Below are 12,457 nucleotides of genomic sequence, written 5' to 3' on the forward strand. Positions count from 1 at the left end.
GGAGGGGTGACTCCGGGCCCCTCAGCGCGCGGCTCGCGACTGACGAGCCGACTCGGCATGACCGAGCGCGTCTTCGCCGGACCCCGCTCGCGCAAGCTCCTCGCCCAGGTAGAGGAGGGCCTCGATCGGGTCGAAGCCACGCTGGCCGACGAACTGAAGATGACCGATGCTCTCGCCGACGCGACGAGCCGGTACCTGTACGAGGCCGGTGGCAAACGCATCCGTCCGATGCTCGCCCTGCTCTCGGCCCACCTCGGTGCGGGCATCACGCCCGCCGTGATCGAGGGTGCGACCGCGCTCGAGATGACGCATCTCGGCTCGCTGTACCACGACGATGTCATGGACGGTGCGGATGTGCGGCGCGGGGTGCCGAGCGCCCAGACCGTGTGGGGCAACAACGTCGCAATCTTGACCGGTGACCTGTTGTTCTCGCGCGCGAGCCAGATCATGGCGCGCCAGGGCGAGCGGGCTATCCGTCTGCAGGCCAACACGTTCGAGCGTCTCGTGCTCGGTCAGATGCACGAGACAGTGGGGCCGCAAGAGGGCGACGACCCCGTCGCGTTTTACTTGCAGGTGCTGGCCGACAAGACCGGGTCGCTGATCGCCGCGTCCGCCGAGACGGGCGTCGTGTTCGCGGGTGCACCCGAGGAGTACGGCATGCCGCTGCGCACCTTCGGTGAGAAGACGGGTGTCGCCTTCCAGCTGCTCGACGACGTGCTCGATCTGAGCGCGGATCCCGACGAGACCGGCAAGGTGCCCGGCACCGACCTGCGCGCGGGTGTTCCGACGATGCCGTTCCTGCTGCTCGGGCAAGAGACGGACGCGGCATCCATCGCTCTCAAGGTCCGCATCGACGAGGGTGTCGCCCGCATCGCCGACGGCGCGGATCCTGCCATCCTCGACGCCGCGCTGGCCGAGCTGCGTGACCACGACGCGACCGCACGCACGCTGCGCCTGGCCCACGACTGGGCGCGCGAGGCGGTCGAGGCTCTCGATCCGCTCCCGGACGGTCCGGTCCGTGACGCGCTCAAGCGTTTCTCCGAGGCCGTCGTCGACCGCAGTAGCTGAGCGCTCGCCGCCTCGCTCCCCCTCTTCGCAAGCATCACCGGAAGGACCCCATGACCAAGCTCAGGCTGGCCATCGTCGGCGCGGGCCCCGCGGGCATCTATGCCGCGGACATCCTGCTCAAGACCGAGCGCAAGTTCGATGTCTCGATCGACCTCTTCGAGCAGCTTCCCGCCCCCTACGGACTGGTCCGGTACGGCGTCGCGCCCGATCACCCGCGCATCAAGGGCATCATCACCGCGCTCCGCGAGGTGCTCGACCGGGGCGACATCCGCCTCTTCGGCAACGTCCGCTACGGCGAGGACCTCACCCTCGACGACCTCAAGCACCACTACCACGCGGTCATCTTTGCGACGGGCGCGATCCGCGACACCAACCTCGACATCCCCGGGATCGACGCCGAGGGCTCGTACGGAGCCGCCGACTTCGTGAGCTGGTTCGACGGACACCCGGATGTGCCGCGCACGTGGCCGCTCGAGGCCGAGTCTGTCGCCGTCATCGGCAATGGCAATGTCGCGCTCGACGTCGCACGCATGCTCGCAAAGCACGCCGAAGACCTGTTGCCGACCGAGGTTCCCGACAACGTCTACGAGGGGCTGAAGGCATCCCCCGTCACGGACGTTCATGTCTTCGGGCGCCGCGGTCCGGCACAGGTCAAGTTCACCCCGCTCGAGCTTCGTGAGCTCGGCGAGCTGCGCGACGTCGACATGGTCGTCTACGACGAGGACTTCGACTACGACGAGGCATCCAAGACCGCGATCGCGAGCAACAAGCAGGTCATGGTGATCGACCGCGTGCTGCAGTCGTGGCGCCAGCGGCCGTCCGTCAACAACGCCGGCCCTTCGACAGGCTCAGGGACCGAGGCATCCCGTCGCCTGCACCTGCACTTCTGGGCGCGTCCCGTGGAGGTCAAGAAGGATGCCTCCGGTCGCGTGACGGCGTTCGTGTACGAGAGGACCCGTCCCGACGCCGAGGGTGGCATCGAGGGCACCGGCGAGTTCCGCGAGGTGCCGATTCAGGCCATCTATCGCGCTGTCGGATACTTCGGGTCGCCGCTGCCCGACGTGCCCTTCGATCCCCGGCACGGCGTCATCCCGAACCACGAGGGCCAGGCGATCCACCAGGACTCGAACGAGCGTGTCTCGGGCGTCTACGCCACGGGGTGGATCAAGCGCGGACCCGTCGGTCTCATCGGCCACACCAAGTCCGACGCGATGGAGACCGTCCGGCACCTCATCAACGATCAGGCGTCGTGGTGGCAGCCGGAGGACCCCTCGGAAGAGGCTATTCCCGCTCTCCTCGCCGAGCGTGGGGTCCGGTGGACGGACCTCGATGGATGGCACCGTCTCGACGAGCACGAGGTGGCGCTGGGTGCGCCCCACGAGCGTGCCCGCGTCAAGGTCGTGCCCCGCGATGAGATGGTCGCGATCTCGCGCGGAGAGTGACGCCGCGCAATAACCTGGGCGGATGACGACGGACGCGGGATGGCGGCCCGATGTCCTCGGGCCGGGGTTCGAGCAGCGGACGCTCGCGCTCGGCGATGACGATGAGGGCGCGGTCGTTGCGACGCTCGTGCGGCATCTGCCAGACGAATCTCTGACAGACCGGCTCTTCGGCGATCGCCGCCCGCTCGCGGATGTCGACGTGCTCTACGTGCACGGGTGGTCGGACTACTTCTTCCAGGCGCGGTTGGCCCGGTTCTTCGCCGAGCGCGGTGCCCGCTTCTTCGCTCTCGACCTCCGCAAGTACGGCCGGAGTCTGCGGGAGGGGCAGACCCCCGGCTACATCACGGACCTCGACGACTACGACGAGGACATCTCGGCCGCGCTCGAAGTGATGGACCGGGGGGAGCGCCGCCTGGTGCTGCTCGGGCACTCGACTGGTGGGTTGACGCTCAGCCTCTGGGCGTCGCGGCATCCGGGCGTCGCTTCGGCGCTCATCCTGAACAGTCCGTGGCTGGAGTTCCAGCTGAGCGGCATCACGCGAGCCGCGCTCGCCCCGGTCGTGAGCCTGCGCGCTCGGCTGCACCCCCTGGATGTCGCTCCGCAGGTCGACCTCGGGTTCTACGCACGCGCACAGCGCGAGGTCGCGGACCCCGACGATCCGGTCGTGATCGATCCGCGCTGGCGTCCGGATCAGACCATGGCGGTGTACGCCGGGTGGTTCAACGCGGTGCTCATGGGGCATGCGAGAGTCGCAGCCGGGCTGTCGATAGATGTGCCCGTCTGTGTTCTGCTGTCGGCGAGGTCGGCCCTCCCGACGCGCTGGTCGAACGAGCTCACCGGCGTCGACAGCGTGCTGAACGTCGATGAGATCGCGCGCGCGGCCCTCCGGCTCGGATCATCCGTCACGATCGAGCGGATCGACGGGGCGATTCACGATGTCTTCCTGTCGCGTCACGAGGCCCGAGAGGATGCCTATGCGCGTCAGAATCGCTGGGTGCTGGGTTTCGTCGAGCGCCACGGTTAGGCGACGAGTCCGCTCGCCTCACCCCCTCTACGCGGCGAGCGTCGACCGAACCGTGTCGAGGAACCACGTCGTCGCGGACGTCGCGTCCGCGTCGTGGTGCGAGATGAGATGGACCGATGTCGTGGGCGACGGGAACGGCAGCTCGAGCAGCTTGGCCCCCGAGGGTAGCGCGAGAGCGGCGAAGGCGTCGATCGGGACGATCGCGACGTAGCCGCAGCGCGCCACGATCCACGGCAACGACGTGAATCGAGGCACCTCGACGTGGGCGACCCGCGACAGCACCCCGGCTCCGAGCGTGGTGACGGCCTCGGTGATCGCGCGGTGCCCGGCCGCGGCGCCGACGCGCGCTTCCCGAAGCCTGCTCAGGTCATCGACCCGGATGCGTCCCTCGTCGTCGTCCAGGTCGGCGGGCACGAGGCAGGCGTAGCGGTCCTGGAAGAGAACCTCCTGATGGACCTGACCCGCCACGGGCGAGCTCGTGATCGCGGCGTCGATGTCCCCCGAGAGAACGTCCTGTGCCACCGAATCGATGTCGAGCGGGACGACTTCGACCGAGACGCCGGGCGCCGTCGCCGCGGTCGCGAGCAGGATGCGGGGGAGGAGCCCCGCCTCGCCCAAGTCGGTCAGGGCGATGCGGAAGCGGCGGTGCGATGTGGTCGGGTCGAACCGCGTGCCGTCCTCGGCGCGGGCGACGATGCGTGAGAGAGGGCCGCTGATCTCCGCGTACAGGTCCGTGGCCGAGCGCGTCGGGCGAACACCCGTGCCTGTGCGGACGAAGAGCGGATCGTCGAAGTGCGTACGCAGACGCTTCAAGGCATGGCTGACCGCGGGCTGCGACACCCGCAGCGACTCGGCTGCCAACGTCAGGTTTCCGGAGCGGTAAACCTCAACGAAGGTGCGCAGCAGGTTCAGATCGATGGTGGCGGGCATACGAACATTATTCATGAAAAGAATGACCGGGATGCCGATTATTCATTGGACGAACATCGAGCCCGAACGTACCGTGGAAGAAGGTCGCCGATGACCGAAGAAACGGAATCAGTGCAGTGACGCAGATGATCAGGGTCGCCGATGCTCTCGGCCGCATGCTCGCCGAATTGGGTGTCAAGCAGGTATTCGGAGTCGTGGGAAGCGGAAATTTCCGCGTGACGAACGCGCTCGTGGCATCGGGTGCGACATTTGTCGCGGCACGCCACGAGGCCGGTGCGGCATCCATGGCTGACGCGTACTCCCGCATCACCGGTGACGTCAGTGCGCTGAGTCTGCATCAAGGGTGCGGGCTCACGAACGCGCTGACGGGTATCGCCGAGGCGGCGAAATGTCACACTCCTCTTCTCGTCCTCGCCGCAGACACGGCGGTGGGTGATGTCACGTCGAACTTCTACATCGATCAAGACACCGCCGTGCGTGGCATCGGCGCCACACCGATGCGCATTCACTCGGCCGAGACCGCGCTTGCCGATGCGGCCCGCGCGTTCCGGGTCGCGCAGATCGAACGCGCCACCGTCGTGCTGTCGTTGCCCATCGATATCCAGGACCTCGAGATCGCGTATCCGGGCGCCCGGCCGGCATCGAACCTGCGGGTACCGACGCCCGCGGTCTCGGGGGCCGACGCCGCGGAGCTCGGAGAAATGCTGGCGCGGGCGGAACGGCCGGTGATCATCGGTGGTCGCGGTGCCCGTATCGCGAAGCACGATCTGCGCGAACTCGCCGCGGCGACCGGCGCGCTGCTGATCGCCTCGGGCGGCGCCCGAGGCGTGTTCGAGGGTGATGAGTGGGCCCTCGACGTCGTCGGAGGCTTCGCAACAGACAGTGCGGCCGAGCTCGTTCGGGATGCGGACCTCATCGTCGGGTTCGGTGTCGCGCTGAACAACTGGACCACGCGCGGGGGCTCGCTCGTTGAGAAGGCGACGCTCGTTCAGGTCGATGACCGCGTCGACGCGATCGGCAAGTATCGCCTGGTCGACCTCGGCATCGTTGGCGACACCGGAGCCGTCGCACGTGCCGCCCTCTCGGCGCTTGAGGCAACGGGGACGACGAGTGTCGGATACCGCACCGCCGATGTCGCCGAGCGCGTCCGCGCGGCGCGGTACTGGTCTGAGCAGGCTGTGGAACCGGTGGACGAGCCGGGCTTCGTTGATCCCGCCGCCCTCACCAACGCGCTGGACGCGATGCTTCCCGACGAACGCGTCGTCGTGGTCGACGGGGGCAACGTCAACGCCTATCCGGGTGCTCACCTGCGCGTTCCGGACGACGAGGGGTACGTCCTCCCCCTCTCGTTCCAGTCCATCGGGCTGGGGCTTGCCAGCGTGATCGGCGCCGCAGTCGCACGTCCCGACCGGATGGCCGTGCTCGGCACTGGTGACGGGTCGCTGCTCATGGGAGCTGTGGAGCTGGAGACCGCCGTGCGGTTGCGGCTCGGCATGGTGGTCATCGCATTCAATGACAGTGCGTATGGCGCCGAGATCCATCTCTTTCCGGAATCGACGGCCGCGGAACAAGAGATCGTCCGGTTCCCCGACACCGACATCGCGGCGATCGCGCGGGGCTACGGCTGCGACGCGATCACCGTGCGCTCTCTCGACGACCTGGGCGGCGTGGCCACCTGGCTCGCCTCCGCTCGCGATCGGCCTCTCGTGATCGACGCCAAGATCACCGGACGCCCCTCCTGGCTCATGGCCCGGGAGCACGGGCACTGACCAACACCGCACGTACTCGCACGCAACAGAAACAAGGGAGTTTCACCATGATGCACAACACAGCAATCCGTGCCCGCCGGGCCCTCGTCGCCACGGGCGCCGTTGCCGCGCTCGTTCTGGCGGGCTGCGCCGCCGACCCGGAGGGCGCCTCATCCGGAGGGGACTCCGGTGGGGGCGACGCAGCAGGCGAGGGTGGCACGATCCGGGTCGCCTATCTGGCAACCGGCTCGTCGCTTCCCCTCTTCGTAACCGCCGAGAAGTATGCCGAAGAGGTCGGGATCAACGTCGAGCTCGTCGAGGTCGCGAGCGGCAACGAGTCGATCACCGGAGTCGCGACCGCCCAGTACGACGCCGGGTTCGCCGGGATCGGTTCTGCCGCGTACAACGCCGTGGACGAGGGGTTGCCCGTGCGCTACGTGGCGCCGATGCACGCCGGATACATCGAGGACTACTTCATCGTGTCGTCGCAGCTCGCGGGCTCGTCGGATGAGGCCGCCGCGGTCGCCGAGGACATGTCGCAGCTCGCGGGTCAGACGTTCGCCGTCAACGCGCCGGGCGTCGTGACCGAGGCGCTGCTCGGCTTCGCCCTGGAGCGCGGCGGGCTGTCGATGGACGACATCGCGCTGGAGTACATCCCGTTCCCCGATCAGGTGCCGGCGCTCGCAAACGGGGGCATCGCGGCCGGCATCCTCTCGGAGCCGTTCCCCACGCAGGCGGAGGGCAACGGGTCGGGTTACCGCCCGTGGGAGACCCCGACGGATGAAGATCCGCTGCCGTTCACGGGGATCATCTACAACACGGACTGGGCGGACGAGAACCCGCAGGTCGCCGAGGACTTCATGCGCGCCTATGCGATGGCCGCCGAAGATCTCGACGCGAACGGTTGGGACACCCCCGAGATGCTCGAGCTCGTCGAGCAGTACACGGGTGCGGATCCCGCCATCGTGGCCGCGTCCCGCCAGCACCACATCCCGGCCGACCTGAGTGTGGACTTCGACGTCCTGCTGCGTTACCAGGAGTTCTTCATGGAGCAGGGCTCGTTGAACTATGACGAGATCATCCCCGAAGAGGACATCTGGGACTTCAGCTGGCGCGATGCCGCGCTCGAGAACTGACGCGGTGAGCCGATGAGCGCACAGATGCAACCGAAGGTCCGACTCACCGACGTGAGCAAGCGGTTCCCGGGAAAGGAACAGGTCACCGCACTCGAGGATGTCTCGCTCGACATCGCGGAAGCCGAATTCGTCTCCATCGTGGGGCCGTCGGGCTGCGGCAAGTCCACTCTGCTGCGTCTCGTCGCGGGCCTGTACGAGCCATCCTCGGGCACGGTCGAGATCCAGAGCTCCAAACCCGACCGACCGAAGACGGCCATGGTGTTTCAGGAGCACGCGCTCTTTCCCTGGATGTCGGTGCGCGAGAACGTCATGTTCGGCCCACGCAACCGCAATGTCCCCAAGAAGGAGGCGGCCGAGATCGCGAACGAGCAGCTGGCGCGGCTCGGCCTGGCACGCTTCGGCGACTTCTTCCCTCACCAGCTCTCGGGCGGAATGAAGCAGCGCGTCGGCATCGCCCGCGCGCTCGCGCAGGATGCCGAAGTGCTGTTGATGGACGAACCACTCGGCGCGCTCGATGCCCAGACGCGCACCCTCTTGCAGGAGCAGATCCTCGAGCTGCGTCAGCAGACGAAACCGACGGTGCTCTACATCACGCACGCGATCGATGAGGCGGTCTTCCTCTCGGATCGCGTGGTGCTGATGTCCGCCCGACCGGGAAGGATCCGGGACATCGTCGAGCTCGACTTCGGGCCCGACCGCACACCTGAACTTCGCGGTACGCCGGAGTTCGCCGCGCTGTCGCAGGACATCTGGAATCACCTGCGCGACGAGGTGCAGGCGGCCATGGCGGTGGACGACCGGTGAGCTGGCGTGGCCTTCGCGACAAGTGGGCCCTCTTCGTCGGTCCCGTGGTCATCCTGCTCGGGTGGGAGATCCTCAGCCGGACCGGCGTCATCCGCGCCACCTTCTTCCCACCCCCTACCGAGATCATCGCCCGCAGCGTGATCATTTTCGAACCCGCCTCCGGGCTCGGTGGCGACATCATCGCGACCGTCCTGCGCGTGCTCGTCACGATCGTGCTGGCGGTGGTTCTGGGAGTCGGGGTGGGGATCGCGATCACCGCCTCGCAATGGATGGATCGCGGAGCGCACACGATCCTGGCATTCCTCTACCCCATCCCTGGCGTGCTCTTCTTTCCGTTCCTGACGTTCCTGCTCGGCCGGACCGAGATGGCGATCATCCTGACCGCCCTGGTGACCCCGCTCATCGTCATGATCCTGTACACCGTCGCGGGAGTGCGGAGCATCGATCGGACTCTCGTCGAGGTTGCGGACAACTACGGCTCACGGGGCGTGAAGCGATTCTTCGGCATCCTCGTACCGGGTTCGCTGCCGTCGATCGTCACCGGCATCCGGGTGTCTCTCGGATTCACCCTGATCGCGGTCATCGCGATCGAGATGGTGGGCGCCCCGAATGGCCTGGGTCAGTTCCTCTGGTCCAACTGGCAGATCCTGCGGGTTACCGACATGTATGTCGCCCTGCTGATCATCGCCGTGATCGGGCTGATCAGTTCCGTCGGATTCGATGCCGTGGCCGACCGCCTCTTGCCGTGGCGACGTGACGTGCAAGGAGCACAGATATGAACCCGACGGTACGGCGCTGGGCGCAGTCGTGGGCCATTCCCCTCGCGGTCATCGTGCTGTGGGAGGTCGTCACGCGCGCGGGACTACTCGACCCGCGATTCTTCCCGCCGTTGAGCGACATCGTCGTGACGGCGTTCGACGGCCTCGTGAACGGGCGGCTGGGCCTCGATCTGGTGCTGACTGTCCAGCGATTGCTGATCGCCTTCGCGCTCGCCGCGGTTTTCGGCGTTGCGATCGGCGTCGCCTCGGGACGGTGGCGCACTGTTGAGCTGCTCATCCGGCCGATCACGGACACGCTCTATCCGCTGCCGAAGATCGCCCTGCTTCCGCTCTTCATCATCATCGTCGGGCGGGGAGAGGTGGCGTACATCATCACCGCTTTCGCCACCGCCTTCTTCCAGATCATCATCAGCACGCGTGGCACCGTCCGGGACGTGCCGACAGATCTGATCGAGGCAGGGCGCAACTTCGGTGCCACGGGCATCCGGTTCTTCACCCGACTGCTGTTTCCGGCGATCGCGCCGGGCCTGCTGAACGGGCTGCGGCTCGGGATGGCGACGTGCCTGATCACGCTGATCGCCGCCGAGTTCGTCGGTGCCGAGTTCGGCCTGGGAGCGGCAATCCGCAGGGCCGGTCAGCAGTTCGCCATCGACGAGGTCTATGCGGGCATCCTGATCGTCGGTCTGCTCGGTTTGCTCATCAACCTGGCGTTCCGACTGGTCACGCCGCTGGTGCTGCCGTGGCAGCGCAAAACTCAGCCTGCGAGCACGCCGGCTGCGCGGGCCGGTAAGGCGTAGGCGGCGGCGAGCGAGGCGGCGCTCTCGTGGGCGTTGAGGCCACTGGGGTTCGGAAGCACCCACAACTCCGCCGCGGCGATTGACTGGTCCTGTCGGCCAGCCTTCGCGCGCGGTCGGTCGAACCCCTGGCGGTATGCGGTCAGCCCGAGGACCGCGACGAGGAGCGGCCGCCACCGCTCGACATCCGCTGTCAAGCGAGTCGCTCCGTCGAGCAACTCTTGCCGTGTGAGTTCGTCCGCGCGAGCGGTCGCGCGAGGGACGATGCTCGTGATGCCGATACCCGCGTCGAAGAACATCGCGCGGTCTTCGTCCGGCATCCCGTCGTCCGGAATCCGCGGCAGTCTCGGAATGATCCCCGCGGCGACGAGTGCCGGATAGAAACGGTTGCCGGGCCGGGCAAACGGCGCGCCGGTCGCGGCCGTCCACAGCCCGGGATTGATGCCGACGAAGAGCAGTCGCGGGTGCGGGGGAACGAATTCCGGGATCTCGCGATCGCGGAACGACTCGAGCTCAGTGCGAGAGAAGCCCACCGGCCGCGGGATCTACCGGTAGTTGACGAACTGCAGATCTACGTCGAGGTCGGCGGCCTTCAGCACACGGATGACCTCTTGCAGGTCGTCGCGGCTCTTCGACTGCACGCGCAACTCGTCGCCCTGGATCTGCGACTTGACACCCTTGGGGGCTTCGTCGCGGATGATCTTGCCGATCTTCTTGGCGTTCTCTTGCGAGATGCCGTCCTTGATCGTCGAGACGACGCGGTATTCCTTGCCGCTCGCGAAAGGCTCACCCGACTCGAGGCTCTTCAGCGAGATGCCGCGCTTGATGAGCTTGGACTGGAAGACATCCAGTACCGCCTTCGCACGCTCTTCGCTGTTCGCCTTGATCAGAACCGTTTCGCCGCTCCACTCGACCGAGGCGCCGGTGCCCTTGAAGTCGTAGCGCTGCTCGATCTCTTTGCGCGCCTGGTTCAGGGCGTTCTCGGCCTCCTGGTGGTCGACTTTGCTGACGATGTCGAAGGATGAATCGGCCATCCACGCAGTCTATCCGTCGTCGTTCGTAGACTGGAGGGGCACTACGCATGGAGGTGGGATGCGACCGCTGACCGAGGATGAGGTTCGGGCGTCGTTCGTGAACGTCGTCGACGAAGAGATCAGGCAGCTGCAGTTGCCGCACGACTTCCTGTTGACCGACTGGGATCATCTGGACTTCTTGGCCTGGCGTGACCCCGAGGTGCGCGGGCGCGGGTATGTCGTGACCGAGCAGAACGGCAAGCCGCTCGGGGTCGCCCTGCGCGCGGCTTCGACGACGTCGCGCGCCCGGTCCGGGATGTGCGACATCTGCCACACCCTGCAACCGGCGGATCAGGTGTCGCTGTTCACGGCGCGCAAGGCGGGGGATGCCGGCGTGCACGGCGACAGCGTCGGCACGTACATCTGCGCCGACCTGTCGTGTCACGAGAACGTTCGCCTCGCGGCGCCGCTCGCTCCGTCCGAGATGCGGGCGAGCGTGGACCGCCGGATCGACGGAGCACGACGACGCACCGAACGGTTCGTCGAACGGGTGCTGGCGTAGTCTCGCGTCATGACGCAAGCACGGGTTGTGGTGGTCGGCGACGCACTCATCGATGAGTTGCGGGACGACCTCGGAGTTCGCGAGTTCGTCGGAGGGGCGGCGCTGAACGTCGCGGTCGGGCTGGCTCGCCTGGGCGTTCCGACGACCCTGATCGCGATGGTGGGGGGCGACGATGCGGGAGAGCGCATCCGCGCCTATCTGGGCGATTTTGATGTCGAGCTGCTCGAAACCCCGTCGCCGCTCGGTACGTCGCGCGCGGTCAGCGAGCGGGCGGGCGGCGCCGAGCCGGTGTACGTGTTCAATGAGGCGGCTCAGGCCCGACGCATCCACTTCGGCGATGCCGAGCGGGCGGCGATCGCGGATGCCTCGATGACCGTCGTGAGCTGCTTTCCCTTCGATGATCCGGCACAGGCGGCGGAGTTCGCCACGGCGGTTCGCGCGACCGATACGCGTCTCGTGATCGACCCCAACCCCCGCACCGGGATGATGGGTGATCTCGCGGAGTTCGTCGCCGGGTTCGAGGATCTTGCGCCCCGCGCTTCGCTCGTGAAGATCGGTGACGACGACGCGCATCTGATGTTCGGGGAGTCGCTGGATGACTCGGTGGAACGGATGCGCGAGCTCGGGGTGCCCGTCGTGCTGGGCACGCGTGGTGCGGACGGCGCTTTTGTTCGCGCCGATGTGCTCGGGGGAGACGAGCTGGTGGCGCCCATCGCCGATCTTCCCGGCCGCATCGTCGACACCATGGGTGCCGGCGACGCGACGCTTTCGGCCACGGTCGCCCGGTTGGCAGTGGATGGAGAGCCCGCGAATGCCGAGGCGTGGGGTGCGGTCCTCGCCGAGGCGATGGAGATCGCCGCCGCGACCTGCCGGTTCGAGGGTGCGCTGCTGCGGACCCCGAGCGAACTGCGCGACGTGGATCTCGATCGCCTCGGCACCTGACGGGCGTTCTTCGGGGCTCCCGTGATTGGGTAATATGGGAGATCGCGCTTCCGGTCGTCTGCAAAAGTCGGACGGGCGCGCCCTGGCGAGTTACCCAAGCGGCCAAAGGGATCTGACTGTAAATCAGCCGGCGTAGCCTTCGGGGGTTCGAATCCCTCACTCGCCACCAAACGACGAACGGCCCGGAATCACTGAGCAGCCTCAGCCTCCGGGCC

Annotated in this window: 13 protein-coding genes and 1 tRNA gene; 11 read left to right on the plus strand and 3 right to left on the minus strand. The window is 67.3% G+C overall.

The genetic code is table 11. The features are described from left to right. Positions 1-6 precede the first annotated feature (6 nt). From CGU34_RS05825 to CGU34_RS05835, 3 genes are read left to right on the plus strand one after another with little or no spacing between them, the layout of a single operon-like run. Positions 7-1,068, plus strand: a complete 1,062-nt coding sequence (locus tag CGU34_RS05825; protein ID WP_036301570.1) for a polyprenyl synthetase family protein — start codon at positions 7-9, stop codon at positions 1,066-1,068. Between the two features lie 50 nt (positions 1,069-1,118). Beyond that, entirely contained in the window at positions 1,119-2,510 is a 1,392-nt protein-coding gene (locus CGU34_RS05830; protein ID WP_036301571.1) for an FAD-dependent oxidoreductase, read from the plus strand. Positions 2,511-2,532: 22 nt separating this feature from the next. Further along, the gene (locus tag CGU34_RS05835; RefSeq protein ID WP_100813571.1) at positions 2,533-3,534 is read left to right on the plus strand and encodes an alpha/beta hydrolase; all 1,002 of its coding nucleotides are present in this window, start codon (positions 2,533-2,535) and stop codon (positions 3,532-3,534) included. A gap of 27 nt (positions 3,535-3,561) precedes the next feature. On the opposite strand, the gene CGU34_RS05840 is transcribed toward CGU34_RS05835, so the two are convergent. After that, positions 3,562-4,464: a LysR family transcriptional regulator gene (locus CGU34_RS05840; protein ID WP_036301573.1), complete on the minus strand. Its 903-nt coding sequence runs from the start codon at positions 4,462-4,464 to the stop codon at positions 3,562-3,564. A 125-nt stretch (positions 4,465-4,589) separates the two neighbouring features. Here CGU34_RS05840 and CGU34_RS05845 point away from each other — a divergent pair, with 125 nt between their 5' ends. Genes CGU34_RS05845 through CGU34_RS05865 form a run of 5 tightly spaced genes read left to right on the plus strand, consistent with a single transcriptional unit; the run spans position 4,590 to position 9,728 of the window. Further along, positions 4,590-6,233 (plus strand): thiamine pyrophosphate-binding protein, encoded by a 1,644-nt coding sequence (locus tag CGU34_RS05845; RefSeq protein WP_198517694.1) that lies wholly within the window; start codon positions 4,590-4,592, stop codon positions 6,231-6,233. Positions 6,234-6,283: 50 nt separating this feature from the next. Next, positions 6,284-7,348: an ABC transporter substrate-binding protein gene (locus CGU34_RS05850; protein ID WP_198517695.1), complete on the plus strand. Its 1,065-nt coding sequence runs from the start codon at positions 6,284-6,286 to the stop codon at positions 7,346-7,348. A 24-nt stretch (positions 7,349-7,372) separates the two neighbouring features. Further along, entirely contained in the window at positions 7,373-8,152 is a 780-nt protein-coding gene (locus tag CGU34_RS05855) for an ABC transporter ATP-binding protein (RefSeq protein WP_036299189.1), read from the plus strand. After that, complete coding sequence (locus CGU34_RS05860; protein ID WP_036299180.1) at positions 8,149-8,931, plus strand: ABC transporter permease; 783 nt, start codon at positions 8,149-8,151, stop codon at positions 8,929-8,931. Before CGU34_RS05855 ends, CGU34_RS05860 begins: the two co-directional genes overlap by 4 nt. After that, positions 8,928-9,728, plus strand: a complete 801-nt coding sequence (locus CGU34_RS05865) for an ABC transporter permease (RefSeq protein WP_100813572.1) — start codon at positions 8,928-8,930, stop codon at positions 9,726-9,728. Before CGU34_RS05860 ends, CGU34_RS05865 begins: the two co-directional genes overlap by 4 nt. On the opposite strand, the gene CGU34_RS05870 is transcribed toward CGU34_RS05865, so the two are convergent. Continuing rightward, positions 9,686-10,258, minus strand: coding sequence for a mismatch-specific DNA-glycosylase (locus CGU34_RS05870; protein WP_100813573.1), 573 nt, complete (start codon positions 10,256-10,258; stop codon positions 9,686-9,688). The two genes, CGU34_RS05865 and CGU34_RS05870, sit on opposite strands and share 43 nt — an antisense overlap. 12 nt (positions 10,259-10,270) lie before the next feature. Next, positions 10,271-10,759, minus strand: a complete 489-nt coding sequence (locus CGU34_RS05875) for a YajQ family cyclic di-GMP-binding protein (protein WP_100813574.1) — start codon at positions 10,757-10,759, stop codon at positions 10,271-10,273. Between the two features lie 58 nt (positions 10,760-10,817). Here CGU34_RS05875 and CGU34_RS05880 point away from each other — a divergent pair, with 58 nt between their 5' ends. The 3 genes from CGU34_RS05880 to CGU34_RS05890 all read left to right on the plus strand — a co-directional run bounded on the left by CGU34_RS05880 (position 10,818) and on the right by CGU34_RS05890 (position 12,411). Then, the gene (locus tag CGU34_RS05880) at positions 10,818-11,300 is read left to right on the plus strand and encodes an FBP domain-containing protein (protein ID WP_100813575.1); all 483 of its coding nucleotides are present in this window, start codon (positions 10,818-10,820) and stop codon (positions 11,298-11,300) included. A 9-nt stretch (positions 11,301-11,309) separates the two neighbouring features. Further along, positions 11,310-12,242: a carbohydrate kinase family protein gene (locus tag CGU34_RS05885; RefSeq protein ID WP_100813576.1), complete on the plus strand. Its 933-nt coding sequence runs from the start codon at positions 11,310-11,312 to the stop codon at positions 12,240-12,242. 84 nt (positions 12,243-12,326) lie between these two features. After that, positions 12,327-12,411 (plus strand) — tRNA-Tyr (locus CGU34_RS05890). Positions 12,412-12,457: the final 46 nt, after the last annotated feature.

This window comes from Microbacterium lacus (genome assembly GCF_002812805.1).
In the GTDB taxonomy this organism is placed as follows: Bacteria; Actinomycetota; Actinomycetes; order Actinomycetales; family Microbacteriaceae; genus Microbacterium; species Microbacterium lacus_A.

What these genes read in the sequence shown, in the direction of transcription:
- CGU34_RS05830 (WP_036301571.1), top strand. Translation starts at nt 1,119, where the DNA reads ATGACCAAGCTCAGGCTGGCCATCGTCGGCGCGGGCCCCGCGGGCATC.
- CGU34_RS05865 (WP_100813572.1), top strand. Translation starts at nt 8,928, where the DNA reads ATGAACCCGACGGTACGGCGCTGGGCGCAGTCGTGGGCCATTCCCCTC.
- CGU34_RS05835 (WP_100813571.1), top strand. Translation starts at nt 2,533, where the DNA reads ATGACGACGGACGCGGGATGGCGGCCCGATGTCCTCGGGCCGGGGTTC.
- CGU34_RS05880 (WP_100813575.1), top strand. Translation starts at nt 10,818, where the DNA reads ATGCGACCGCTGACCGAGGATGAGGTTCGGGCGTCGTTCGTGAACGTC.
- CGU34_RS05885 (WP_100813576.1), top strand. Translation starts at nt 11,310, where the DNA reads ATGACGCAAGCACGGGTTGTGGTGGTCGGCGACGCACTCATCGATGAG.
- CGU34_RS05845 (WP_198517694.1), top strand. Translation starts at nt 4,590, where the DNA reads ATGATCAGGGTCGCCGATGCTCTCGGCCGCATGCTCGCCGAATTGGGT.
- CGU34_RS05875 (WP_100813574.1), bottom strand. Translation starts at nt 10,759, where the DNA reads ATGGCCGATTCATCCTTCGACATCGTCAGCAAAGTCGACCACCAGGAG.
- CGU34_RS05840 (WP_036301573.1), bottom strand. Translation starts at nt 4,464, where the DNA reads ATGCCCGCCACCATCGATCTGAACCTGCTGCGCACCTTCGTTGAGGTT.
- CGU34_RS05855 (WP_036299189.1), top strand. Translation starts at nt 7,373, where the DNA reads ATGCAACCGAAGGTCCGACTCACCGACGTGAGCAAGCGGTTCCCGGGA.
- CGU34_RS05850 (WP_198517695.1), top strand. Translation starts at nt 6,284, where the DNA reads ATGCACAACACAGCAATCCGTGCCCGCCGGGCCCTCGTCGCCACGGGC.